Source organism: Borborobacter xinjiangensis, assembly GCF_047739745.1.
GTDB lineage: Bacteria > Pseudomonadota > Alphaproteobacteria > Rhizobiales > Rhizobiaceae > Pseudaminobacter.
Genome location: NZ_JBLLVA010000002.1, coordinates 223,651 through 241,547, shown reverse-complemented (window position 1 = coordinate 241,547; position 17,897 = coordinate 223,651). Strand labels below are relative to the sequence as shown.

Genomic DNA, 17,897 nt, shown 5'->3' with positions numbered 1-17,897 from the left:
ATCAGGCGGCCTCGCTGTCCTGGGCGGCCGTGAAAATGTCTTCCTGCACCGGAGGGGCTAGGTTCTCACCGAACTTGGCGGCTTCGAGATTTCGGACAGCCTGCCGGAAATAGCTCGGCTTCAGTTCGATGCCGATGCCCTTACGGCCCTTGGTAACCGCAGACCAGACTTCCGAACCGACACCCATGAATGGCGTCAGCACCGTCTCGTTGGCGTTGCTGCGCATCTGGACGATACGGTCGATCACATCGAGTTGCAGCGGATGGACGTGCTTTTCATCGTCCTGGTCCATCGCCTCGATGTAAGGGAGCACCCGCCCCATGCGGATGTCATCCCAGATCGAGGATGCGTAGCGGCGCCAGATCCAGTGCGAGAACTTGTTCTTCTTCTGGTCGCCCTCAAAGCCGCGAATACGGCGGATATCGGCCGGCATTTTGCTATCGTCACCGGCGTATTCGAGGAACCCGACGGGATTGGCGACGGGGATCGGATTGTCGCCACGTTTGCGAAAGATCAGAAGGTAATCGGCCGATGCCACGCCACACTGAACGCTGTCATCGACCGCGGTCTTGTGCGCTAGGTTCTTCTGCAGGGTACGGTTACGAACCCATAGCGGCTCTTTCCAGATCGCGTGACGGGCGACGAAATGGAAGCCCATGCGCTGGTGCAGGCGGATGATGTCGCCGGGGAAGTCGATATAGGCGTCTGACCCGGTGTTGCCGGTCGGAACGTCCATGCAATGAACGGCCGAGCACCGGCCAGGCAGCGTGAGCCGGGAAAGCTCACTCACGACATATTCGTAGTGCTCAAAGAACTGGTCATAGTCCCTGCAGTTCGACAGGTCCCGCTCGTCGCTCGAATAATGGTACAGGCCGCCGAAGGGAGGCGAATACACCGACAGGAACACACTCTCCTTCGGCAGTCCCTGCATCACGTCGATGCAGTCCGAATTGTAGATCGCGAAAGTATCGGTGATGCGCTGATCGATCACGCCGCCCATGCAGGAACCTCCATAGACATGTCGAACCGCTTGGCCGTGTCGACAGCCATTGCGTTGTTCATTTCGGAAATGAGATTGGCGAACATCGCCTCGGCCTGACCGGCCTTGCGGCGAAGGTTTTCCATGATGCGCCGCTCGCCCTCGGTCAGGACTACATCGACCTGGACCGGCTTGGTCTGGCCAAAGCGCCAGCACCGGCGGACAGACTGGTAATACTGCTCGAATGAGTGCGACGGGAAATAGACGACATGGGCGCAGTGCTGAAAATTCAGGCCAAGCGCGCCGATCTTCGGCTTTGTGACGAGCACTCGGATGTTGCCGTCGATGAAGTCCATGAACCGGCGTTCCTTGACCTCATCGGACTGGGAACCCGATACCTGCTTTGCGCCGGGAATGATCTGCTCGAGCAAATCCGCCTCTTCATTGAACTGGCACCAGACGATGGCCGGCCGATCGTGGTTGACGAGTTCGGCTGCGCGCTCGCAGCGCTCCTTGATGGTTCGCTTCTTTTCCTCGCGCTGTTCCGGCAGCGTGGTCGCAGGCAGGGCAAACAGCATCCCGTCGGCAATGGTTTCCGCCTCGACCAGATGCTCCTTTTCGATCAGCGGCGGGAGTTGGAACGCGCCGTCGTCAAAGCCCAGATCGGACGGCTTACGCATCGCACGGGCCCAAGAGCATACCCACCGCCAGAACGGCAATTCGGCATGGCCTTTGAACCGCCACTTCGGCGCCTCACCATACATGCGCCGGGTCGCGCTATTGTTCTGGTCGTTTCTGAAGAACCGGTTCAGCATGTCCATGTGGCCCATGTATCCAAGGGCCTCGGAGGACGTGCCGAGCTCGATGTAGTCGTTCGGCGCGGCGGTCGCAGTCGCCAGAAGGCGATACTGCACCTTCCTCATGAAGTCCGTGATCTCCGCCTTCCGCGCGCCGTCGAAGGATTTGAGGATCGAACTTTCGTCACAGACGACGCCGGCGAAGTCGGCCGGATTGAAATGGATCAGTCGCTCATAGTTGGTGACGACAAGTTTGCTCGGCAGGCTCCCATCGGAGGACCTGCAGGCCTCGATACCGAACTTCTCGGCTTCGCGGGTCGTCTGACCCGCCACCGCCAAGGGTGTCAGCACAAGCACAGGCTTATTGGTGTGCTCGATCATGTTCTGGGCCCAGGTTAAGAACTGGATCGTCTTTCCGAGGCCGCAATCCTCGAACAGCGCAGCCCTTCCCTTGCCGACAGCGTATTCCACCATGGATCGCTGGAAGTCGAAGAGCTCGGCCGGCATGAAGGTCGGTTCGAAACCGCGGTCAGCGCCTTCGTGGACCTTCCTGCTTAGGAACTGCCGATAGTCGGAGTGGACGGTCATATCTATTCCGCCGCCTGCGAAAACCGGCCATACGGGCGCACCACGTTCAGCACCTCGTCGACCGAAATGCAGATGTCGGTTGCAAGAAGAGCCATCAATTCCGGCTCTTCCCCGTCGCGGGTCAGGATGATGGTCCGCTTGCCCTGGCCGCAGAACCAGCCCGCTTCAAGATGGGCGGAACGACCGCAGGGAAGGACAAGAACGCAAGTATCTGCCCATTGCATCCCGCGAAGGTCGGAGAGGAAGCCGCGCGCCGCTATCGGATGAGTGGTCAGAAGTTCGCGATACCGCGCCGCCGACCAAGTTTGCCAGTCGGGATCGATCTCCGACCATGCAAAGCCCTTCACGCCATTGAAGGGATTGCGGAAGTCGTAGACCTCATGACCATGCGCCCGAAGAACTTCGACGTTCGGTTGGTGGGGGTTTCGCCACGACGACGCTACGTAGATTCTAGCCATCACGCCGCCTCCGCGTCTTCGAACGGATCGGCGTCGTCTTCGTCGGCAGGACCAGCATCGTCGCCGACAATGCGCTCGGTGGTGCTGGCTTCCGCCTTCTTCTGCTTGATGCCCTCGGCAAGTTTTGCCTGACCGGACTCCCAGCCGCGCTTGAACTCACGGCCGTGGTGCGAGTTTTCATCGTAGGGATTGGCGAGCGTATCGCCGCGAAGGCCGGCTTCCTCGCCTACATTGAATGCACGCTCATCGAGCGGCGCCAGATCGGAGAACATGTCAGCTTGGGTGTTGACCGGCAGACCAGCCCACGCGGCGGCTTGGGCATCTGCGGCCCGCTGAGCCTTGAACTTTGCCTCGCCCTCCGGCGTCCGCAGTTCCTCGTACAGTTTTATCTGGCGCATGCCATTCTCGCCAAGATCGGCCTTGATCTGCTTGCCGTGGTTCCTGAGCGCGGCATCCGCAGCCTTCTTCGCCTCCAGCAGTCGGACGTATTCATTCCGGTTGATGAAGAAGAGAACCTGCTGGTCCTTCTCGGCCATGCCGCTGTTATGTCCTGCTTCTGCCATGCTGATCTCCTTTCACCACGTCGTGGCGCGCTGGATGGATGGTTGAGTGCCGATCGCGACGTTCGCCGATGCATTCCAGGCGATCACTGCGACCAAGAGGGCGGCCATTGCCGTCAGCAGGCACACCCGCCGGCCTCTATTCCCGGGTCCGCTCAGCGCTTCGCCCAGCGACAAGATCTGCAAGCCGAGCCAGAGCCGGATGGACCGTCGTTTCATTTCGCTTTTCCTCGTAAGCCGCTTCGGCTTTCGCGCCGAACTCCTCCCAATGAGCCATGAAGACAGCCATCCAGCGCGAGACCTTCATCTCGCGTGGTGGCCTGTTCCAGCACTGGAGGAGGATGTTGGAAGGAACTCGTAATCTGGTCTGGAGACGACCGGCGGCCGCCTCGATCGTGTCGCCTGGTCCAAGGTGCTCTTTTCTCAAGAGCTCCGTGGACATGCGCTTGGCTTCTTTCCCAAGCCAGATCGGGTCATTGATACGCGTTACAGACATTTTGACGCCCCTGTCAGAGCATTTGTCACGCATGACATTTCCCTTTCGCTAGAACCGTGCGTGTCAGCACCAGCGACTAAGCCGGCAGACCCGGCAGACAGCGCCCGGAAGGGCACGATGTTGAAAGGCAAGAAAGGGATGACGAATGCGCCAGTTTCGGAAGTTGCAAGCTCGGAAACCGGTGCAGCTCGAGTTATTTCCGCCAGCGGGAGCTTGCCCCAAGGGGAATAGGCGTCTGCTGGCGGATAATGACGATGACGTGTTTGCATCAGTCGCCCCTCACCGCGGTTTCGATGACTTCGGCGTCGATGATGCCCGCGTAAGGCATGCCAGGAGCCGCAAAGTCGCGAGACACCGTGCCCGGAGCCTGACGCTTGCTGATCTTGAAGCCCGCGTAGGACCCGACGCAGAGAACCCCGACAGCGAAAGCGATTAGGTGCGTGATGACCGTCAGCATGGCGCCACCCGCTTCGGCCGACCTGGCCGCCTCTGATCTGGTTCGTATGGACGATCACGACCAAGCCGGGTCGCGCGCTCTATGGACAGGCGCTTCAGGCTTCCGGTTCATCGCAGCCGAGGATTGCGGCGATCTCTGCCGTATCGTGGCCAAGCCGGAATAGGCTGTCCGCGGTCGGTGCAACCTTTCTGCGGGGCGGGGCAACCTTCCTGCGTGGACGCAGATCATCGCCGGCGAACTGGATCAGGGTGTTGGTCATGCCACAAACCTCCAGAGTGGAAGTGGTAGCTGCCATGCATCGAATGCTTTGGAAGCTGCGGCTTGAACCCGATCGGCAAACGTTTTGGCTTCTTGCCAGGAATTTCCGTCACGGCCCTGCCGACGAGCTGCGAAACTCCAGGCCATACTGTCGGCGCTATACAAGAGCTCCCGGACACCGGGGTGCATCAGCGAGGTTCGCTTCACGCCAAATCCATGGAGCAACAGATCGGGACGAGCGCGATGGATAGCCGTGAGAACTTCGACGATCGCTTCGGGATCCCCGTTACGCTTGCAGACCGAGCCGACGCCGGCCCACATACCGAACTTGAGCCGGCCGCCATACATCTCGATGTGGCGCACGTAGTCGGATGGGGCGTAGCCCTGCAGAACAGGCATGATCGAGAACGGGCATTCTCCGCAGACCAGCCGATCCAATTCAGCCTTCAATGCGTCGTAGCGCTCGACCGTGAGCCGCTGGTGATCCCCGATCGTCAGACCGGTCTTCGCGAGCATGAATGGCTCGCACATGTAGTCTTGGGCGACGGCGGCCGCGATCTTCACGACGCCGGCGGTATGAAGCCGGTGGAGCTCGGCCGCGTACTCTTCGACGCCGTGGCGATAGCCGCAATAAAGGTTCAGTTCAGTGAAGGCGCCGCTGTCGAGCAGTACCTCGCCGCAATCGATGGGCTTCTTCCGACCGCGCAGGCGGTTGATGCTGATGCAAGCCAGATCGAAATGCTGGGCATCTGCAGGCTGGTGAAGGCCAACGAAGAACCGGACGTTCATCTACGCTGCCCTCGCCTTTGCCGCCGCATTTGCACAGGCCGAACACGACGCCATCGATCGAGCCCACTTGCAGGTTTCAGGATGAGCGCAGTTCTGGTTGATGGGGGTGACCGGAGAGGCTGGGTCAGGGCTTGGGGCCTCTCCGGTCTCGGCGGGGGCTGCCGATGGGGAATTAGAGTGCCGGTCTCTCCCGGCTGTCGCGTCCATTCTCTCAGACGTTGCAGATGCCGTTCGGCCGGCATCGACCCTACTCACCTCTCCCGTCATGCAGTCGGCTGGCCTCATCGTGGCTTCGCCTGTCGCACCGTTGTCCTCGGAGGCTTTCGCTTGGAATTGGGCCCGGACCTCAACGGCCAGGTTCTCGCCACTAATGACGACGCACTGATCGTGGATGGTCAGGGAAAGGGTAGTCATGCCGCCGCTTCCTTGTCAGCAGCGGCCGCACGGCGGCGTGCCAGCCATTCGTACGTTATGCCCTTAATGCCGCGCTGTTCGCAGGCAGCAATCACCTTCGCCCAATGCTCGGGAGCAATACTTTCGCGGTCGCGCATTTTGCGTGCCGCCTCGTATCCGCAGCCAACGTCAGCCGCGAATTCGGTGAGTTTGTCCCAGTTGCCAATCAGGCCAGAAATCGTGCTTGGTGCTTCCATAGCTCGATTTCGTACAATACGTACGACGCCTTGGCAAGATCAAATCGTACACCTTGAACGATAAAACTCGGTCATCTTGTACGAATGAGCGAGCAAAAAGACAGACTGAAAGAAGCAATCTCGGATTACGATGGGCCGGTTGATGCCTGGACGAGGAATCAGCGCGCGTTGAAAACGGGCGGTGTTGGGAAGGACCTAATGGTCAGCAATTGCAACGGCAATCGCCCCATCTCGAAGAAGGCTGCGGAGACCTATTCCAGAGTTTTTGGGAGAACACCTGGTTGGTACCTGTACGGCGATGAAGGGGCGCCGCCTGCTGCCGTCACTGATCCGTTGAAATCCGCTCAGAAAGTACGCGATACGAACGACGTTCGAAAACTGCTCAAGCGGATCGACGGACTGACGCCGGCCAACATCACCGTCTTGGTTTCCGCGATTGAGGGATTCCAACAAGCTAACGGCGTACAACCATCACAAAACCGGCCCCATGATCAATCTGAACGCGCCAGTCACCCCCGTGAAGTAGAGCCATCGCGGTAGAAAGTTCAGCGGCCTTTCTTTTCACGACCATCTTGGGATCCATCGGCTGGGCCGCGCCCGCCGCCTCACGCAATTCTGCTACTATCTCTTCATTCCGCGTCTTATAGCGCGGCCCGTATACGATCATGGCTGCCCTCGCCCGTTAATCTGCCCAGGATGACAAAACGTCTTCCGTAAATTGCCTGATCATGAGTTCCTCCCATTCGGGAACACAATAGGAACATTTACCTCATCACCCTGTCAACCAGCGTGTCACGCGGTGGGACGGTTCAGGTTAACGGAATGACTCAAGTTGTACCGATCCCCTGTGGATAGCGGCATTAATGATATCAAAACCGCATTTGTGAAACTATTTCGCGACTGTCATCTTTCGGCCATAAGCCGGGCATGACTTCGCCCACATTGTCGCCATTCCCATTACGGATGCCCAAGCGCCTCAAAGAGGAGTTGCAGGCCGCCGTCGACCGAGGTGGCAAGAGCCTCAATGATGAGATAGTCAAGCGGCTGGAGCGCACGTTCGGGCCGGATGATGCGCTACTCCAACTTGCGGAAACCTTGCGACCGTTCATGGACGGGCTCAGCGAGGAAGACCAGGCGACGTTGATTGCGGCCGCGCGAATTCTGGTCAAGGATCGCCGCAAGAAACCGGTTGGCCAATAGCAATTCCTGCTTGCAGCCTCGCTTCCCGCGCGCAATGGTGGCCGTGGGAGGGCTGGGGGCATATCGTGAAGTCAATCCATATCCAGCTGGAAACGCCCGAGCGCATCGCATTGCGCCGGCTGGCGGCTGAGCATGGCTTGTCGCTTGAGCGAGCGGCCTCGACCGTGCTGCGCGAATGGTTGATCGAGAACGGTTATCTCGAACTCGCGCATGAGTTCGACGAGGAAACCGAGACGGTAGGGAGCGCATAGACATGACCGAGCGAGACCCGCGTATAGACGCCATAGCCGCCAGCGACCTTTCATCGGCAGCGATCCTGGCAGCGTTAATCGGGATGCTTGGCGCAAAGGGTGTTCTGTCTGACGAAGAGGTTCGCGAGGTCTACGAACAGGCGCTCTTTCTGCTCCAATCTCACGAAAGCGATGAACCGGAGATGCAACCGGTGTTTGATGCCGCGCGTGAGATCATAGAGGCGCAGTTGCGGTAGGTAGGGGCTGAAGGGGAAGCGGTTTAGGGGGAAGGCTTGGGGATGGCAGAGAAAGACGATAGCGATTACGCGAAATTCGTAAGCGACCTGAATATTCCAGAAGCTCAGAAGCGCCTGGAGGAGAAAGTAACGCAACCAGCCTGCCCGTTCTGCGGAACAAACGACTGGCGCACCGAATCCAGTCCACCAGATGTCCTCCTCGGTATTGCTTCGCCAACTTTTGTAATGAAGGACCCCCGATCCTACTTTGGTCCGGCGCCTTCTATCCCAACCATTTCGGTCAGTTGTGGGAATTGCGGCTTCATTCGCCAGCATAACGTTTCGATCCTGACCGGGAGGGCGAAGTAATGGCTGTTCGTCTCATAGTCAGTAACGACAATCCAGGCGGTGAATTGAAATCCGGCGATGGCGGCGGTACATATGGGAGTATGGAAGCACGCGTAGCAAAGCTTGAAGGCATTGCCGAAGACACTCGGAAGACGCTGGAAACGATCCAGCGCCAGCTCGCACGCATCGATACGAAGCTCGACGCCAAGCCCGATATTGACAAGGTCTACAAGGCCATATTCACGGTCTATGGCCTGTCATTCACGATCATCGCAGCCGGTGCAGCCGTTCTGGCGCTGATCCTGCGGTAGCCACGAGGCCGCCATCGCCTCGAAGTTCTCGACCAGCTTCCGGCGCCAACCCTGCGGCGGCGGCCAGCCGATCCCCCATCCTGCCAACGTCGCGGCCTTCCATCCGCCCTTTGGCGTCATGGCGGAAATGATCTCGGCTTCGCTTGCCGCGCCTTTGATCTTGTCGACCTCGATCGTCGGCTTGAGCTTGCGCGCGCGACCGCGTTTCGGCTTCACCGCCAGGATCGCCTCGAACGCCTCCAGAAGCCGCCTACCGGTCATAAATTCGAAATCGACGGTGCCGATCGCCGCCAGTTTTGCATCGGAGAACGCGTCGGACAAAATAACCGCATACCAATAATCGTGCATGGCCGGATCATCGAACTTCACGCGCATCGCCTTGAGGTAAGCGAAGCATCTCGGAAATTGATGGATCGTGACAGTTCGCACACGCCACGGTTGCTTATCCTCGCGTAGAGCTTCTTTCTGAGAGGTAGGAGCTCTACGATTATCGGTCGCCCGACTTTTCCGATTTCTCTTAGGTTTCAAGGCTGATCTCCGGTCAAGCAATAGCCAGGCTTCAGGAAACGGCGCAGAAATCCCTTGGGGACCGGGCAACTAAGCCGACCCAAGGGTTCTCCATGCGGGTGCTCAAGCAATGAGCCGAGTATTCGAGGTTCCCGTATGCATCCCCGCCCGGCCATATGACGGCCCGTACCACCTGCGGATCATGGTCGGTTTCTATTGGCTGGTGAGCCTCACGCGCCGGGGCCGATCTCCCGTTGTTGTTGCGCGCCCTTCCCACACTTCTGGCAGTGGACGCCAATTGAGCCCCCGGTCTTCAACACTGCCATGGAGCGACCGCCGCTCATCCTACTGCACCTGCAGATCCAGAAACCGAGCAACCGATTCTGCCGTGAGGCCATCCCTTCCGGGGTAGGCAATCCATGGCGCCGGGCGAACTCAGAACATGCCCGACGCGGCTAGTCATAGTCGTACAAATTTTACGGCGCAACAAAAATCGTACAAAACGTACTTGCATAGCAATCGTACATGTTGTACGACAACTCCATCAGCCACGAAGAAGCGCCCCGCGCCGATCTGGCTACCGCAACCGGCAGAGGCCGGATCGGAGATGATGGAGGTAACCGCGATGCACCTAATCTTTGACGTCGAAAATCACATCGACCCGATCGTCTGCCGCACCGAGGCGGAAGTCCGCGACATGGTCGTGGAGCTTGGCGACGCACCGTTCCAGGTCCTGCGCATCGATGTGGACGAGCTCTGCAGGGATGTGACCGACGAGTTCCTGCCCGATGAGGGCGACGACAGCGACGACGCCTGCGGCATTCCTTCTCCCGACAGTCTGCGCCGTTGGCACAATTCGCGGGTGCTGTGATGTGGGAGGTTCGTTTCTTCGCAGAAGCCAACGATGGCTCCTACTACGTCTGGTTCAAATCGGCCGACCGTAGTGAGGCTGAAACCTACGCCCGCGAGTTCCAGCGCCGCCGACAGCGAAACCTTGTGACAGTCGCGGAGGCCGCCTGATGTCCCGCCTCCTCCGCACACCTTCACCTGACGAGCCTGCGACGTTCGCCGGCACCCTCACCGACGTCATCGCTGGCCTGTCCGTGATGAGCTTCCTCATCGGCGCCGCGCTTTGGATTGGGGTCTTTGCGCAATGAACGGCGACCTGATCCAGGAAGCGGCCTTCGCAATCTACCGCGAGTTCAGCCGGGAACGCGATCCTGACCGCGCCCGACGCCGGTTCGAGCGGATGCCACAGCAAATCCGAGATCAATTCTATGCAGAGGCGAAAGCCTGCCTCCGCGTCTTCGAAGCTTTTCAGATGGGAGAAGCAGCATGAACCGGCACGTTGATATCGACCAGGATCGAGCCGAGCACGTATCTGCACCGATCGGCCGCATGATGAGCAACATCGAGCGGCAGTGGGACGGCAATCCGATCACCACGCGCGGTGTCTATTCCGGCATCAGTCTCGAGGCCTATCACCGCAAGCCAGATCTGTTCGACGCGCCGTCCGTCTCCAAGTCCATCCTGAAATGGATGCTGCCGGCTCACGGCGGCTCACCCAAGGCGTTCTGGGGCCGATGGGCATGGAACCCGAACCATATCGAGCAGGAGCCTTCCGAGGCGCTGGATTTTGGCAAGGCCGCTCACTGCCTCCTGCTTGGCGACGAAGTTTTCGAGGATGGTTTTGCCCTTCGGCCGAAAGAGTATCCCGACTACCGGACCAAGGCCGCGCAGGAATGGCGCGATGCCGTGCGCAAGGCCGGAAAGACCGTTGTCACGCCTGACCAGATGGAGCGCATCCGGCGCATCCATGCCGACGCCAGCACCAATGAAATGGTCAAGCTTGGCGTCCTCAACGGACGTGTCGAGCGCACGATCTGCTGGAAGGATCGGGAAACCGGGATCTGGCTCAAGGTTCGTCCCGACGCCATGCCCAACGCCGACGGCGTGTTCGCTGATCTGAAGACCGCGGGCAAGTTCGATGAAGACTTCCTTGAGCGGCAGATTTTTGACGCCGGCTATTACCTGCAGGCCGCCATGATCCGCATGGTCTGCCGCGAGCTCGGCATCCCGTTCGAAACCTTCGTGCTGGTCTATGTCCTCAACGACGATGTGCCCGACACCGCGCACGTCGAAATGTCGAGCTTTGCGATCGACCGCGGCGAACGGGCAATCCGCTGGTGTCTGAACACGATCCGCCAGTGCCTCGACAAGAACGAATGGCCCGGAGCCCGTCCTTTCGAAGGCGGTGAGCGCGCAATCCAGATGAAGCCTTGGGCCGCCGAGCGGCTTGATTTCTTCCTCGACCAGCAAGATCGCGAGGCGGCATGATCATCGATCCTGATTTCCGCGAGGTCGATGAGCCTGTCGTTTCGGTCGAAATAGGCATGGCACAGGCCGAAGAGCTGTCCTTCCGCATCTCCGATCTTCTCTGCTGGTGCGCTGGCTTCAATGCCGCGCTCGGCGCCGACGATCATGACCGCCGCCCGATGGGCGTTGAAGCCATCCGAGAACTGAACATCGCGCTAAAACGAGCGATGAGCAAAGCCGAGAAGGGCAAATCAAAATGAACCAGATCGCAACCCGTCCCGAGACGTCCATCAACACGATCGGCATTGCGACCGGTGCCGGCGGCTCCAGCATCGCGCCCCAGAACCTTGGCGAGGTCGTTCGTTTCGCAGAGGTCATGTGCAAGGCCGACATTGCTTTGCCAAAGCACCTGCGCGGCAATGCCGGCGCCTGCATGGCCGTCGCGCTGCAAGCGTTAGAGTGGCGCATGTCGCCTTTCGCCGTGGCGTCGAAGTCCTATTCGGTCAACGGTCAGATAGCCTATGAGGCGCAACTGATCATGGCTGTGATCAATACCCGGTCAGGGATTGAAGGGCGGCTCAAGTTTCGGTTCGAAGGTGAAGGCGGGGAGCGCGTCTGTATTGCATACGGCAAGCTCGATGGTGAGGAGCTTGAAGTCCGCTCCCCGAAGTTCAAGGACATCACGCCGAAAAACTCCCCGCTGTGGAAGTCCGATCCCGATCAGCAGCACTGCTATTATACGGCACGAGCCTGGGGGCGCCGGTACACGCCGGAGGTCATCCTTGGCGTCTATGACCGGGATGAGGTCGAGCAGTTCCGCAATTCCGAGAACGCGCGCGACGTGACGCCGTCACTCCAGGAGCGGTTGAGGCTTGCCAAGATTGAGCAGCACGACGGCTCCCAGCACCGCGAAGGCTTCGACCAATCCTTTGTGACCCGCGAGACAGCCGTTCTCACTGGCGAGCCTGCCAACGACCATACAGAAGACAATTCCCAAACCGACGACGGCAGCGAGAACGTCACTCAGTCTAGCGTAGGCGATCCCGCTGCCGACAGTTCCGCCCCTACGGGCGATGAGGGCGAGGCAGGGCAGATAGAAGCCGAGGATGGTCCTGCGGCAAGCTCTGTCTCGCCCGACCTATCGGATGAGCAGGTCCTCTTGCTGCGCATTTTCCGCACTATGCAGGATTGCGTCGGCCCGTCGGTCGAGGACTTCAATCAGGCCTTCAAGATATTCGATGCCGATCTTGCCGATGCGTCGGAGACGGTAAAGCGCAAGGCCGAGACTATCCGAACCTCACTCGAGTTCTGCTGCGGTGACAATCCGAAACGGACCAAATTGCAGGCGCGCACCTATCTGGCTGGGGTGATCGGCGTCGATGAGACGGGGCTGGACTGATGGTCGACCGCCCTCACCTCGTCGGAATAGGCGCTGGGTCTGGGTCGGGATCAGGCATTGGCCCCGGAGGCACTGGCGGTAGCGGGTCTGTTGGGACCGGCTTAGGTGCATTGATCGGCGCGTGCATCGGCGGGTTCCGCGTCTCGTCCGGGTTCGGGTTGGGTTCCTCGTCCGGCAACCGGTCCGGGTCGGGCTCGTCGATTGGCTTCGGCTCGCGGCCTGGCACCGGTGGCGGCGGATTTGGCATGTCGTCCGGATTTGGCTTGCTCGGGTCGTGGTCCTGCATCGCTGCATCTCCTTTCAGGACAAACCGGAAGCGGAACGGATCGGTTCCGTCGGAGGTGGTTCAATGCCTTTGATCTCGGACCCCTTCGGCGGCCGCTCGATTGAGGAATGGGTCGGCTCCAGTCCAGACGCCAAAGTGCCAGACAAGGTCCGTGACCGCGTGTTCTTCCGCGCCAAAGGCATCTGCCACATCAGCGGACGGAAAATCGTCGTCCCGCGCGACCGGTGGGAGCTTGAGCACGTCGTGCCGCTGTCCATGGGCGGCGAGCATCGAGAAAGCAACCTGCGCCCTGCCCTTGTCGAACCTCACCGAGAAAAGACGAACGCCGAGGCCACTGGCCGCGCCAAGGCTGACCGTATCCGGCGCAAACACAACGGCACATGGCCGAAGTCAAAGGCGCCAATCCGTTCACGCGGCTTTTCGCCGACACGCCAGACCGAACGTGAGGAAACGCTATGAAGCAAGTGCTGGAGGCGGCGCGCCCGCCGCGCGAACTCGTCTGGAACGAATATCACGACGAGCAAGGCCTCCCCGATCGTTGGGATGCTGAGACGCCGTGCGTTCGCCGATGCGCTGCATTCCTCACCGACGCGCCAGCCCACGACGTGGAACTTGACCCTGTGTATAATGGGGATAACGGGCATGACTAGGCTGGCCGTCATACCGGTGGGTTGCTGGCCCGCCAGGATGCCGCCTGAGATTGCCGCTGGATATGTCGGCGAGCGTTCCGCAGATGCGTTCCTGCGCCTCGTGGGGAAAGAATACCCCTATCCTGTCGTCGACGAGGGCACCGGCAAGGGACGACGGCGGCTTTGGCTGAAAGCGGACCTCGACAGACATCTCGGCATCGAGAACGGCGGCGGAGACCCGGAGCCGTTGTGATGGTGCCATTCGAGTTGCCGCGATACACATCCTTCAAGCGGCTGGCCAGCGGCAAAATCGCCTTTTACTGGACCTGCCCGTCTGCTTACCGGAAGGACGGATGCCCATTCCTATCGGCACCGCTGGGCATAAACCTATCTCAAAGCGAGGTGGCCGACGCCGCAAAGATATGGAACGACCGCCTCGACGACTGGCGGCGGAGCCGACACGCGTCACCCGACGTCAAGCACACGCGATACGGCACGATCGACTGGCTGGTCGACGCATACCTCAAACACGATTCCTTCCGCGAGCGGGTTTCTGAGTACTCGCGCCCGGATTACCGTCGGGTTTTCGATAGAGTGTGCGATTTGGAGATCAAATCCGATCGTGGTTCGGAATTCCGGGTCGGAGACGTGAAGATCAACCAAATCGGCGTCAGTACGGCCGAGAAGGTTTATCACGCTTTCTGCGACCAAGGCGCAGCCAGGACATCTGAAAAGGTGGTGACCTACTGCAAGGCGATGTGGAAGCGCATGCGCCCGCATTATCCTGATCTCTTCCGGTCAGACACACCGAACCCATGGGAAGGTGTCACGGTCAGACGACGGGAAAAGGCTACCAAGGGGCACGCTGATCGGGATGCGACCTACCGATTCGCGCGCGGCGCCCTCGCCAATGATGCCCCGGAACTCGCCGCAGCCGCGGTTCTCGCCTTTGAATGGCTTCTGCGGCCGTCGAACATCGGCGCCGGTTGGGCAGCTTGGACCGGATATCGAGGCGATGCCCACCCGGATAAAATCGTGATCAGGCATCGAAAGAACGGCGAAGTCGCGATGCATCCGCTCGAGTATGTCGATGATGAGGGAAACGTCGTTCGCCTCTACTCCGACGCCGAAGCCATTTTGTCGCAGGTACCTCAGCGCGGCATATCGATCGTCGCGAAGCAGGACGGGACACTTTACGGCGACGGCACCCTTTTATCGCAGAGAGTGCGTGAGATCGCAGACAAGATCGGACTTCCGTCCTTCACACTGGACGCCGCCAGGCACGGCGGCATGACCGAACTTGAGGAAGCCGGTCTCACAGAAGGTGAAGGCCGGGTGCTCTCAAAGCACCGCACAAGCACGGCCTATCGAGGCTACGCCAAAGAGACCGAACTGAGGGTGCTCAGCGCCACGAAAAAGCGTTTCGGCCATTCTGAAAAGGCGGAAAAAGTGAATAAAAACAATGGCCGAAAAGTAGGAAAATCTACCTAATCGAGGGGCGTTTTTCAGAACGTGCGTTGATTTTCCTCAATCCGGCTAGGATTTGCAGTCCTCTGCGTAACCACTCCGCCACGAGGCCTCACCGCTGCCGCAGTACGTGGGTTCAATAGGTTGCCAGATTTTTTGCGTCAAGCCGGCAAGAGCCATTCTGAACGCTTTCCTTCAAGCCGCCTCTATCGACCCCCGTGGCGGCAGTAGGTGCCGGCATGCTGACTTATGCCCTATTCCGATCGGCCTTTGCGACGGCGTTCCCACCATATGACGATCCTTCGCCGGAATCGCCGCACGATAGCGAACTCGTAAGACAGGATGAGCAGCCCCAGGGGAATCATCCAGAAGCCGAGAATCGGCAGAAAGCCGAAAATCCCCAAAATCACCAGCGCCGCGCCGATGGCGATGCGATGGCTGCGGGACCTCGGCATTTTCATTTCGCGGCCTAACACCGAAATCACGCGTTTTGGCGGCTTTTCGTGAGACGGGGTTTCGGAATCTGCCATTTCGGTCTCTGGTCTGCTTGCGTTCACTATCGTGCCGCGTCGCGGCATGCACAACGGCCCGGAGGTCATCATATGAGGCGTACGGTCGCAATTGCGAGGCGGCAACCGAAATATCCGTAAAAAAGCCGGAAGACCGCTTTGCAAACCTGAAATGGGTTTGCTATAGGCAGCGTCGTTCAATCGAGCCGCTGTTCCCCGGTAGCTCAGTGGTAGAGCAACCGGCTGTTAACCGGTTGGTCGCTGGTTCGAATCCGGCCCGGGGAGCCATTTTCAGCTCGCAAACGCTTCAAACCCAAGCATTCCAGCGGTTTGCGCTTCCATTGGGTACCATGCTGGGTACACATATGGGGCCACGGATGAAGATTGAAGTGCAGTAGCTCCAGAAACGAAGCGCTGGCGCTACAAACGCCCAGTTCCCAAACATCTCCAAGCAGCACTCGGCAAGAAGAACATCCTGCTTCCCTTGGCAGAGATGAGGGGCGCGCGATCCAAGCCTAACCGAAGGCTCACGAAACGGCTGAGGCTCTGTTGCGGCGCGCTGCCGTGCAGCCCTCTGGCGAACCAAGCTTTCCTCTGATCGAATCAGAGCCGAGGATCTTTGGGTGTAACTGCCTGTCCTCGTGATCGCGCGGACAGAATAGGCCAGGATCACCTAAGAGAACATTAGGCAGTGGTTACAATCGAGGCTCCACAGTTAGCCCTTGCGGGCAAGCAGGATGCCGGCAAGAACCACAATGCCGCCAGCGGCCTGCATGAACCCGATGCGCTCGCTAAGCAGGGCCCAGGCGAGAATAGTCGCCACCACCGGCTGGATGAGCAGTGTCAGCGATGAAAAGGCCGGCGGCAGCCAGGCGAGCGCGAAGATGATCAGCCCCTGTCCTGCCGCGTGCGTGAACCAGGCCAGTCCCAACAATATCGTCCAACCGAAAAGGGTCACGGGCCAGAACCCGGTCTCAAAGAAAAGCGCCAGCGGCAGCATGAAAATCGTGGCCGAACCTGTCGTCCACAGCATCGTGGTGAGGGTGGAATAGCGGCTGCGCAAGCGCCCAAGCGCGAGTATGTAGCCGGCATAGAACACGCTTGCGCCGATGGCGAGCATGTCACCGGCGATGTCACCGCCTCCGAGCGTCTGAGGACCGCCTTTCAAAATGATGATGCCGGCAAGCGCCAGCGCAAGGCCGGTCAGGAAAACGCGCGTGATCTGCGTGCGGAAGATCAGCCAGCCGCCCAAGGTAACGAAGATCGGCGCCATATTGGCGAACAGTGTCGCATTGGCAACCGACGTCATGTGGAGCGAGATGTGCCAGGCAACAAGGTCTCCGGCGAGCATCAGCCCAGGCAGGACGAGGGCGAAACAATCGGCAAGACGGCGCGGGCGCGCATCCTCGCGCGCAGCCGCCGGGCTTGCTCCAAGCCAAGCCAGCAACGGCAGCATGGCCAGCCCCGTCCGCCAGAAAGCCGTCGTCAGCGGCCCCACTTCGGACACGCGAACGAAAATGGGCGAACACCCTATCATCACCGCGCCGAGGACGAGTGCCGCAAGCGCCAGACGCTGGGACGTCATGGCCGGGCTGGATGCGATGGTGGTGCTCATGGACAACTCGTAACGGCATTGCGAAGGCGCACTCATAACGCCAGGCGCCGTCCGTTCGCTCAGCCAAGCCGGTTAAAGCGGAGGTCCAGCAAGGTCTGAGTCTCCAGCGTGCGAAATCCCCCTCGCCTTCGGAGTGAAAGCAAGTTGATTCGGCTCAAATACAGCGTGACAGGAACGCATCTCTGCATCGGCCCGAAATCGGATCGCCTCCAGGCCGATGCGATAGATTCAATGAATTGCCCTGCGTCGAGAGGGACGCCGGCAGCTAGTAGTCGATGACGCCGTCGAGCGCGTAGTGCTTGATGGTCTTGCGATTGGCAATCAGTTCGTCGGCGGTCGGCTTGCCGGTCATGGCGCGCGAAATGGCGAGCTTCGTCGCTTCGTAGTTGGTCCGGTAAAGGTCCTTCTTGTCGAGGTTCTCGTCGTCGGCGCAGCGCGGGTCCAGCCAGACCGTGATGATCATGCAGAGTTCATCGGCCTGATCCTTCGGCAGGACGCCGTCCGCCAGGCAATCGACGATCGCGTCGCCCATGGCCGCCTGAACAACGCCGCCGAGCAGCTCGGCGTAAGCCATGCTCTTGATGGTGACCTTGCTGGTCATCATCGTCGCCGGCTTCACGGCCTGATTGAGATCGCGCACCACGAACATGCGCGTATGCCCCTTCACCTGCCCCATCATCGAGGCAAATGCCTGGCCGACCGGGCCCTTAACCGAGCCGATCACCACTTCCGGCATGGCGTCCGTGGCCTGCCCTTCGGCAGCCAGCACAGTCGCCTCGCCTGTACGAAACCAAATGTCAGTCATGTATTCT

30 protein-coding genes and 1 tRNA gene are annotated in these 17,897 nt (G+C 59.8%); 18 read left to right on the top strand and 13 right to left on the bottom strand.

The annotated features are described in order from the left end of the window. Position 1: 1 nt before the first annotated feature. From ACLKMW_RS03425 to ACLKMW_RS03385, 9 genes are all read right to left on the bottom strand, one after another. On the bottom strand, positions 2 to 1,000 hold the full coding sequence (locus ACLKMW_RS03425) for a DNA-methyltransferase (protein ID WP_415722973.1): 999 nt from the start codon (positions 998 to 1,000) through the stop codon (positions 2 to 4). Then, positions 988 to 2,364, bottom strand: a complete 1,377-nt coding sequence (locus ACLKMW_RS03420; protein WP_415722972.1) for a helicase-related protein — start codon at positions 2,362 to 2,364, stop codon at positions 988 to 990. The genes ACLKMW_RS03425 and ACLKMW_RS03420 overlap by 13 nt, the downstream gene beginning before the upstream one ends. 2 nt (positions 2,365 to 2,366) lie before the next feature. Beyond that, complete coding sequence (locus ACLKMW_RS03415; protein ID WP_458575163.1) at positions 2,367 to 2,825, bottom strand: hypothetical protein; 459 nt, start codon at positions 2,823 to 2,825, stop codon at positions 2,367 to 2,369. Then, positions 2,822 to 3,385, bottom strand: a complete 564-nt coding sequence (locus ACLKMW_RS03410; RefSeq protein WP_415722970.1) for a hypothetical protein — start codon at positions 3,383 to 3,385, stop codon at positions 2,822 to 2,824. Before ACLKMW_RS03410 ends, ACLKMW_RS03415 begins: the two co-directional genes overlap by 4 nt. A gap of 12 nt (positions 3,386 to 3,397) precedes the next feature. Continuing rightward, the gene (locus ACLKMW_RS03405) at positions 3,398 to 3,601 is read right to left on the bottom strand and encodes a hypothetical protein (RefSeq protein ID WP_415722969.1); all 204 of its coding nucleotides are present in this window, start codon (positions 3,599 to 3,601) and stop codon (positions 3,398 to 3,400) included. 545 nt (positions 3,602 to 4,146) lie between these two features. After that, on the bottom strand, positions 4,147 to 4,335 hold the full coding sequence (locus tag ACLKMW_RS03400) for a hypothetical protein (RefSeq protein ID WP_415722968.1): 189 nt from the start codon (positions 4,333 to 4,335) through the stop codon (positions 4,147 to 4,149). Between the two features lie 94 nt (positions 4,336 to 4,429). Next, positions 4,430 to 4,594, bottom strand: coding sequence for a hypothetical protein (locus tag ACLKMW_RS03395; RefSeq protein WP_415722967.1), 165 nt, complete (start codon positions 4,592 to 4,594; stop codon positions 4,430 to 4,432). Next, positions 4,591 to 5,382, bottom strand: coding sequence for a deazapurine DNA modification protein DpdA family protein (locus tag ACLKMW_RS03390; RefSeq protein WP_415722966.1), 792 nt, complete (start codon positions 5,380 to 5,382; stop codon positions 4,591 to 4,593). Before ACLKMW_RS03390 ends, ACLKMW_RS03395 begins: the two co-directional genes overlap by 4 nt. A gap of 410 nt (positions 5,383 to 5,792) precedes the next feature. Continuing rightward, entirely contained in the window at positions 5,793 to 6,032 is a 240-nt protein-coding gene (locus ACLKMW_RS03385) for a hypothetical protein (RefSeq protein WP_415722965.1), read from the bottom strand. An 84-nt stretch (positions 6,033 to 6,116) separates the two neighbouring features. On the opposite strand from ACLKMW_RS03385, the gene ACLKMW_RS03380 reads away from it, so the two are divergent. From ACLKMW_RS03380 to ACLKMW_RS03355, 6 genes are all read left to right on the top strand, one after another. After that, the gene (locus ACLKMW_RS03380) at positions 6,117 to 6,572 is read left to right on the top strand and encodes a hypothetical protein (protein ID WP_415722964.1); all 456 of its coding nucleotides are present in this window, start codon (positions 6,117 to 6,119) and stop codon (positions 6,570 to 6,572) included. A gap of 387 nt (positions 6,573 to 6,959) precedes the next feature. After that, complete coding sequence (locus ACLKMW_RS03375) at positions 6,960 to 7,232, top strand: Arc family DNA-binding protein (protein WP_415722963.1); 273 nt, start codon at positions 6,960 to 6,962, stop codon at positions 7,230 to 7,232. Between the two features lie 65 nt (positions 7,233 to 7,297). Beyond that, positions 7,298 to 7,483, top strand: a complete 186-nt coding sequence (locus tag ACLKMW_RS03370) for a hypothetical protein (RefSeq protein WP_415722962.1) — start codon at positions 7,298 to 7,300, stop codon at positions 7,481 to 7,483. 2 nt (positions 7,484 to 7,485) lie between these two features. After that, complete coding sequence (locus ACLKMW_RS03365) at positions 7,486 to 7,719, top strand: hypothetical protein (protein ID WP_415722961.1); 234 nt, start codon at positions 7,486 to 7,488, stop codon at positions 7,717 to 7,719. 42 nt (positions 7,720 to 7,761) lie between these two features. Continuing rightward, positions 7,762 to 8,067 carry a hypothetical protein gene (locus ACLKMW_RS03360; protein ID WP_415722960.1) on the top strand — a complete coding sequence of 102 codons (306 nt, stop codon included), beginning with the start codon at positions 7,762 to 7,764 and terminating at the stop codon, positions 8,065 to 8,067. Further along, on the top strand, positions 8,067 to 8,357 hold the full coding sequence (locus ACLKMW_RS03355) for a hypothetical protein (protein WP_415722959.1): 291 nt from the start codon (positions 8,067 to 8,069) through the stop codon (positions 8,355 to 8,357). The genes ACLKMW_RS03360 and ACLKMW_RS03355 overlap by 1 nt, the downstream gene beginning before the upstream one ends. Here the strand turns inward: ACLKMW_RS03355 and ACLKMW_RS03350 are convergent. Then, positions 8,304 to 8,726: a hypothetical protein gene (locus tag ACLKMW_RS03350; protein ID WP_415722958.1), complete on the bottom strand. Its 423-nt coding sequence runs from the start codon at positions 8,724 to 8,726 to the stop codon at positions 8,304 to 8,306. The two genes, ACLKMW_RS03355 and ACLKMW_RS03350, sit on opposite strands and share 54 nt — an antisense overlap. Before the next feature lie 763 nt (positions 8,727 to 9,489). Between ACLKMW_RS03350 and ACLKMW_RS03345 the strand changes: the two genes are divergently transcribed. The 11 genes from ACLKMW_RS03345 to ACLKMW_RS03295 all read left to right on the top strand — a co-directional run bounded on the left by ACLKMW_RS03345 (position 9,490) and on the right by ACLKMW_RS03295 (position 14,985). After that, the gene (locus ACLKMW_RS03345) at positions 9,490 to 9,735 is read left to right on the top strand and encodes a hypothetical protein (RefSeq protein ID WP_415722957.1); all 246 of its coding nucleotides are present in this window, start codon (positions 9,490 to 9,492) and stop codon (positions 9,733 to 9,735) included. Beyond that, entirely contained in the window at positions 9,735 to 9,884 is a 150-nt protein-coding gene (locus ACLKMW_RS03340) for a hypothetical protein (RefSeq protein WP_415722956.1), read from the top strand. Before ACLKMW_RS03345 ends, ACLKMW_RS03340 begins: the two co-directional genes overlap by 1 nt. Beyond that, a complete protein-coding gene (locus ACLKMW_RS03335) occupies positions 9,884 to 10,021 on the top strand; it encodes a hypothetical protein (RefSeq protein WP_415722955.1) in 138 nt (45 codons plus the stop codon). The genes ACLKMW_RS03340 and ACLKMW_RS03335 overlap by 1 nt, the downstream gene beginning before the upstream one ends. Beyond that, complete coding sequence (locus ACLKMW_RS03330; RefSeq protein WP_415722954.1) at positions 10,018 to 10,203, top strand: hypothetical protein; 186 nt, start codon at positions 10,018 to 10,020, stop codon at positions 10,201 to 10,203. Before ACLKMW_RS03335 ends, ACLKMW_RS03330 begins: the two co-directional genes overlap by 4 nt. Next, positions 10,200 to 11,201, top strand: coding sequence for a PD-(D/E)XK nuclease-like domain-containing protein (locus tag ACLKMW_RS03325; RefSeq protein WP_415722953.1), 1,002 nt, complete (start codon positions 10,200 to 10,202; stop codon positions 11,199 to 11,201). The genes ACLKMW_RS03330 and ACLKMW_RS03325 overlap by 4 nt, the downstream gene beginning before the upstream one ends. A gap of 56 nt (positions 11,202 to 11,257) precedes the next feature. After that, positions 11,258 to 11,440, top strand: coding sequence for a hypothetical protein (locus ACLKMW_RS03320; RefSeq protein ID WP_415722952.1), 183 nt, complete (start codon positions 11,258 to 11,260; stop codon positions 11,438 to 11,440). Next, on the top strand, positions 11,437 to 12,579 hold the full coding sequence (locus tag ACLKMW_RS03315; RefSeq protein ID WP_415722951.1) for a recombinase RecT: 1,143 nt from the start codon (positions 11,437 to 11,439) through the stop codon (positions 12,577 to 12,579). Before ACLKMW_RS03320 ends, ACLKMW_RS03315 begins: the two co-directional genes overlap by 4 nt. A gap of 349 nt (positions 12,580 to 12,928) precedes the next feature. Beyond that, a complete protein-coding gene (locus tag ACLKMW_RS03310) occupies positions 12,929 to 13,324 on the top strand; it encodes an HNH endonuclease (protein WP_415722950.1) in 396 nt (131 codons plus the stop codon). Beyond that, on the top strand, positions 13,321 to 13,515 hold the full coding sequence (locus ACLKMW_RS03305) for a hypothetical protein (RefSeq protein ID WP_415722949.1): 195 nt from the start codon (positions 13,321 to 13,323) through the stop codon (positions 13,513 to 13,515). Before ACLKMW_RS03310 ends, ACLKMW_RS03305 begins: the two co-directional genes overlap by 4 nt. Then, positions 13,508 to 13,747 (top strand): hypothetical protein, encoded by a 240-nt coding sequence (locus ACLKMW_RS03300; protein ID WP_415722948.1) that lies wholly within the window; start codon positions 13,508 to 13,510, stop codon positions 13,745 to 13,747. The genes ACLKMW_RS03305 and ACLKMW_RS03300 overlap by 8 nt, the downstream gene beginning before the upstream one ends. Then, a complete protein-coding gene (locus ACLKMW_RS03295) occupies positions 13,747 to 14,985 on the top strand; it encodes a hypothetical protein (RefSeq protein ID WP_415722947.1) in 1,239 nt (412 codons plus the stop codon). Before ACLKMW_RS03300 ends, ACLKMW_RS03295 begins: the two co-directional genes overlap by 1 nt. 230 nt (positions 14,986 to 15,215) lie before the next feature. Here the strand turns inward: ACLKMW_RS03295 and ACLKMW_RS03290 are convergent, their stop codons facing one another. Further along, on the bottom strand, positions 15,216 to 15,491 hold the full coding sequence (locus ACLKMW_RS03290; protein WP_415723184.1) for a PGPGW domain-containing protein: 276 nt from the start codon (positions 15,489 to 15,491) through the stop codon (positions 15,216 to 15,218). A 192-nt stretch (positions 15,492 to 15,683) separates the two neighbouring features. Here ACLKMW_RS03290 and ACLKMW_RS03285 point away from each other — a divergent pair. Next, positions 15,684 to 15,758 (top strand) — tRNA-Asn (locus ACLKMW_RS03285). Positions 15,759 to 16,185: 427 nt separating this feature from the next. Here ACLKMW_RS03285 and ACLKMW_RS03280 read toward each other — a convergent pair. After that, on the bottom strand, positions 16,186 to 17,085 hold the full coding sequence (locus tag ACLKMW_RS03280; protein ID WP_415722946.1) for a DMT family transporter: 900 nt from the start codon (positions 17,083 to 17,085) through the stop codon (positions 16,186 to 16,188). Between the two features lie 265 nt (positions 17,086 to 17,350). Next, on the bottom strand, positions 17,351 to 17,890 hold the full coding sequence (fae, locus tag ACLKMW_RS03275) for a formaldehyde-activating enzyme (protein ID WP_415722945.1): 540 nt from the start codon (positions 17,888 to 17,890) through the stop codon (positions 17,351 to 17,353). Positions 17,891 to 17,897: the final 7 nt, after the last annotated feature.

Coding starts and splice junctions, on each gene's coding strand:
- ACLKMW_RS03425 (WP_415722973.1), bottom strand. CDS start 1,000: ATGGGCGGCGTGATCGATCAGCGCATCACCGATACTTTCGCGATCTAC.
- ACLKMW_RS03420 (WP_415722972.1), bottom strand. CDS start 2,364: ATGACCGTCCACTCCGACTATCGGCAGTTCCTAAGCAGGAAGGTCCAC.
- ACLKMW_RS03410 (WP_415722970.1), bottom strand. CDS start 3,385: ATGGCAGAAGCAGGACATAACAGCGGCATGGCCGAGAAGGACCAGCAG.
- ACLKMW_RS03405 (WP_415722969.1), bottom strand. CDS start 3,601: ATGAAACGACGGTCCATCCGGCTCTGGCTCGGCTTGCAGATCTTGTCG.
- ACLKMW_RS03400 (WP_415722968.1), bottom strand. CDS start 4,335: ATGCTGACGGTCATCACGCACCTAATCGCTTTCGCTGTCGGGGTTCTC.
- ACLKMW_RS03395 (WP_415722967.1), bottom strand. CDS start 4,594: ATGACCAACACCCTGATCCAGTTCGCCGGCGATGATCTGCGTCCACGC.
- ACLKMW_RS03390 (WP_415722966.1), bottom strand. CDS start 5,382: ATGAACGTCCGGTTCTTCGTTGGCCTTCACCAGCCTGCAGATGCCCAG.
- ACLKMW_RS03385 (WP_415722965.1), bottom strand. CDS start 6,032: ATGGAAGCACCAAGCACGATTTCTGGCCTGATTGGCAACTGGGACAAA.
- ACLKMW_RS03380 (WP_415722964.1), top strand. CDS start 6,117: ATGAGCGAGCAAAAAGACAGACTGAAAGAAGCAATCTCGGATTACGAT.
- ACLKMW_RS03375 (WP_415722963.1), top strand. CDS start 6,960: ATGACTTCGCCCACATTGTCGCCATTCCCATTACGGATGCCCAAGCGC.
- ACLKMW_RS03365 (WP_415722961.1), top strand. CDS start 7,486: ATGACCGAGCGAGACCCGCGTATAGACGCCATAGCCGCCAGCGACCTT.
- ACLKMW_RS03360 (WP_415722960.1), top strand. CDS start 7,762: ATGGCAGAGAAAGACGATAGCGATTACGCGAAATTCGTAAGCGACCTG.
- ACLKMW_RS03355 (WP_415722959.1), top strand. CDS start 8,067: ATGGCTGTTCGTCTCATAGTCAGTAACGACAATCCAGGCGGTGAATTG.
- ACLKMW_RS03345 (WP_415722957.1), top strand. CDS start 9,490: ATGCACCTAATCTTTGACGTCGAAAATCACATCGACCCGATCGTCTGC.
- ACLKMW_RS03340 (WP_415722956.1), top strand. CDS start 9,735: ATGTGGGAGGTTCGTTTCTTCGCAGAAGCCAACGATGGCTCCTACTAC.
- ACLKMW_RS03335 (WP_415722955.1), top strand. CDS start 9,884: ATGTCCCGCCTCCTCCGCACACCTTCACCTGACGAGCCTGCGACGTTC.
- ACLKMW_RS03330 (WP_415722954.1), top strand. CDS start 10,018: ATGAACGGCGACCTGATCCAGGAAGCGGCCTTCGCAATCTACCGCGAG.
- ACLKMW_RS03325 (WP_415722953.1), top strand. CDS start 10,200: ATGAACCGGCACGTTGATATCGACCAGGATCGAGCCGAGCACGTATCT.
- ACLKMW_RS03320 (WP_415722952.1), top strand. CDS start 11,258: ATGGCACAGGCCGAAGAGCTGTCCTTCCGCATCTCCGATCTTCTCTGC.
- ACLKMW_RS03315 (WP_415722951.1), top strand. CDS start 11,437: ATGAACCAGATCGCAACCCGTCCCGAGACGTCCATCAACACGATCGGC.
- ACLKMW_RS03310 (WP_415722950.1), top strand. CDS start 12,929: ATGCCTTTGATCTCGGACCCCTTCGGCGGCCGCTCGATTGAGGAATGG.
- ACLKMW_RS03305 (WP_415722949.1), top strand. CDS start 13,321: ATGAAGCAAGTGCTGGAGGCGGCGCGCCCGCCGCGCGAACTCGTCTGG.
- ACLKMW_RS03300 (WP_415722948.1), top strand. CDS start 13,508: ATGACTAGGCTGGCCGTCATACCGGTGGGTTGCTGGCCCGCCAGGATG.
- ACLKMW_RS03295 (WP_415722947.1), top strand. CDS start 13,747: ATGGTGCCATTCGAGTTGCCGCGATACACATCCTTCAAGCGGCTGGCC.
- ACLKMW_RS03290 (WP_415723184.1), bottom strand. CDS start 15,491: ATGGCAGATTCCGAAACCCCGTCTCACGAAAAGCCGCCAAAACGCGTG.
- ACLKMW_RS03280 (WP_415722946.1), bottom strand. CDS start 17,085: ATGAGCACCACCATCGCATCCAGCCCGGCCATGACGTCCCAGCGTCTG.
- fae (WP_415722945.1), bottom strand. CDS start 17,890: ATGACTGACATTTGGTTTCGTACAGGCGAGGCGACTGTGCTGGCTGCC.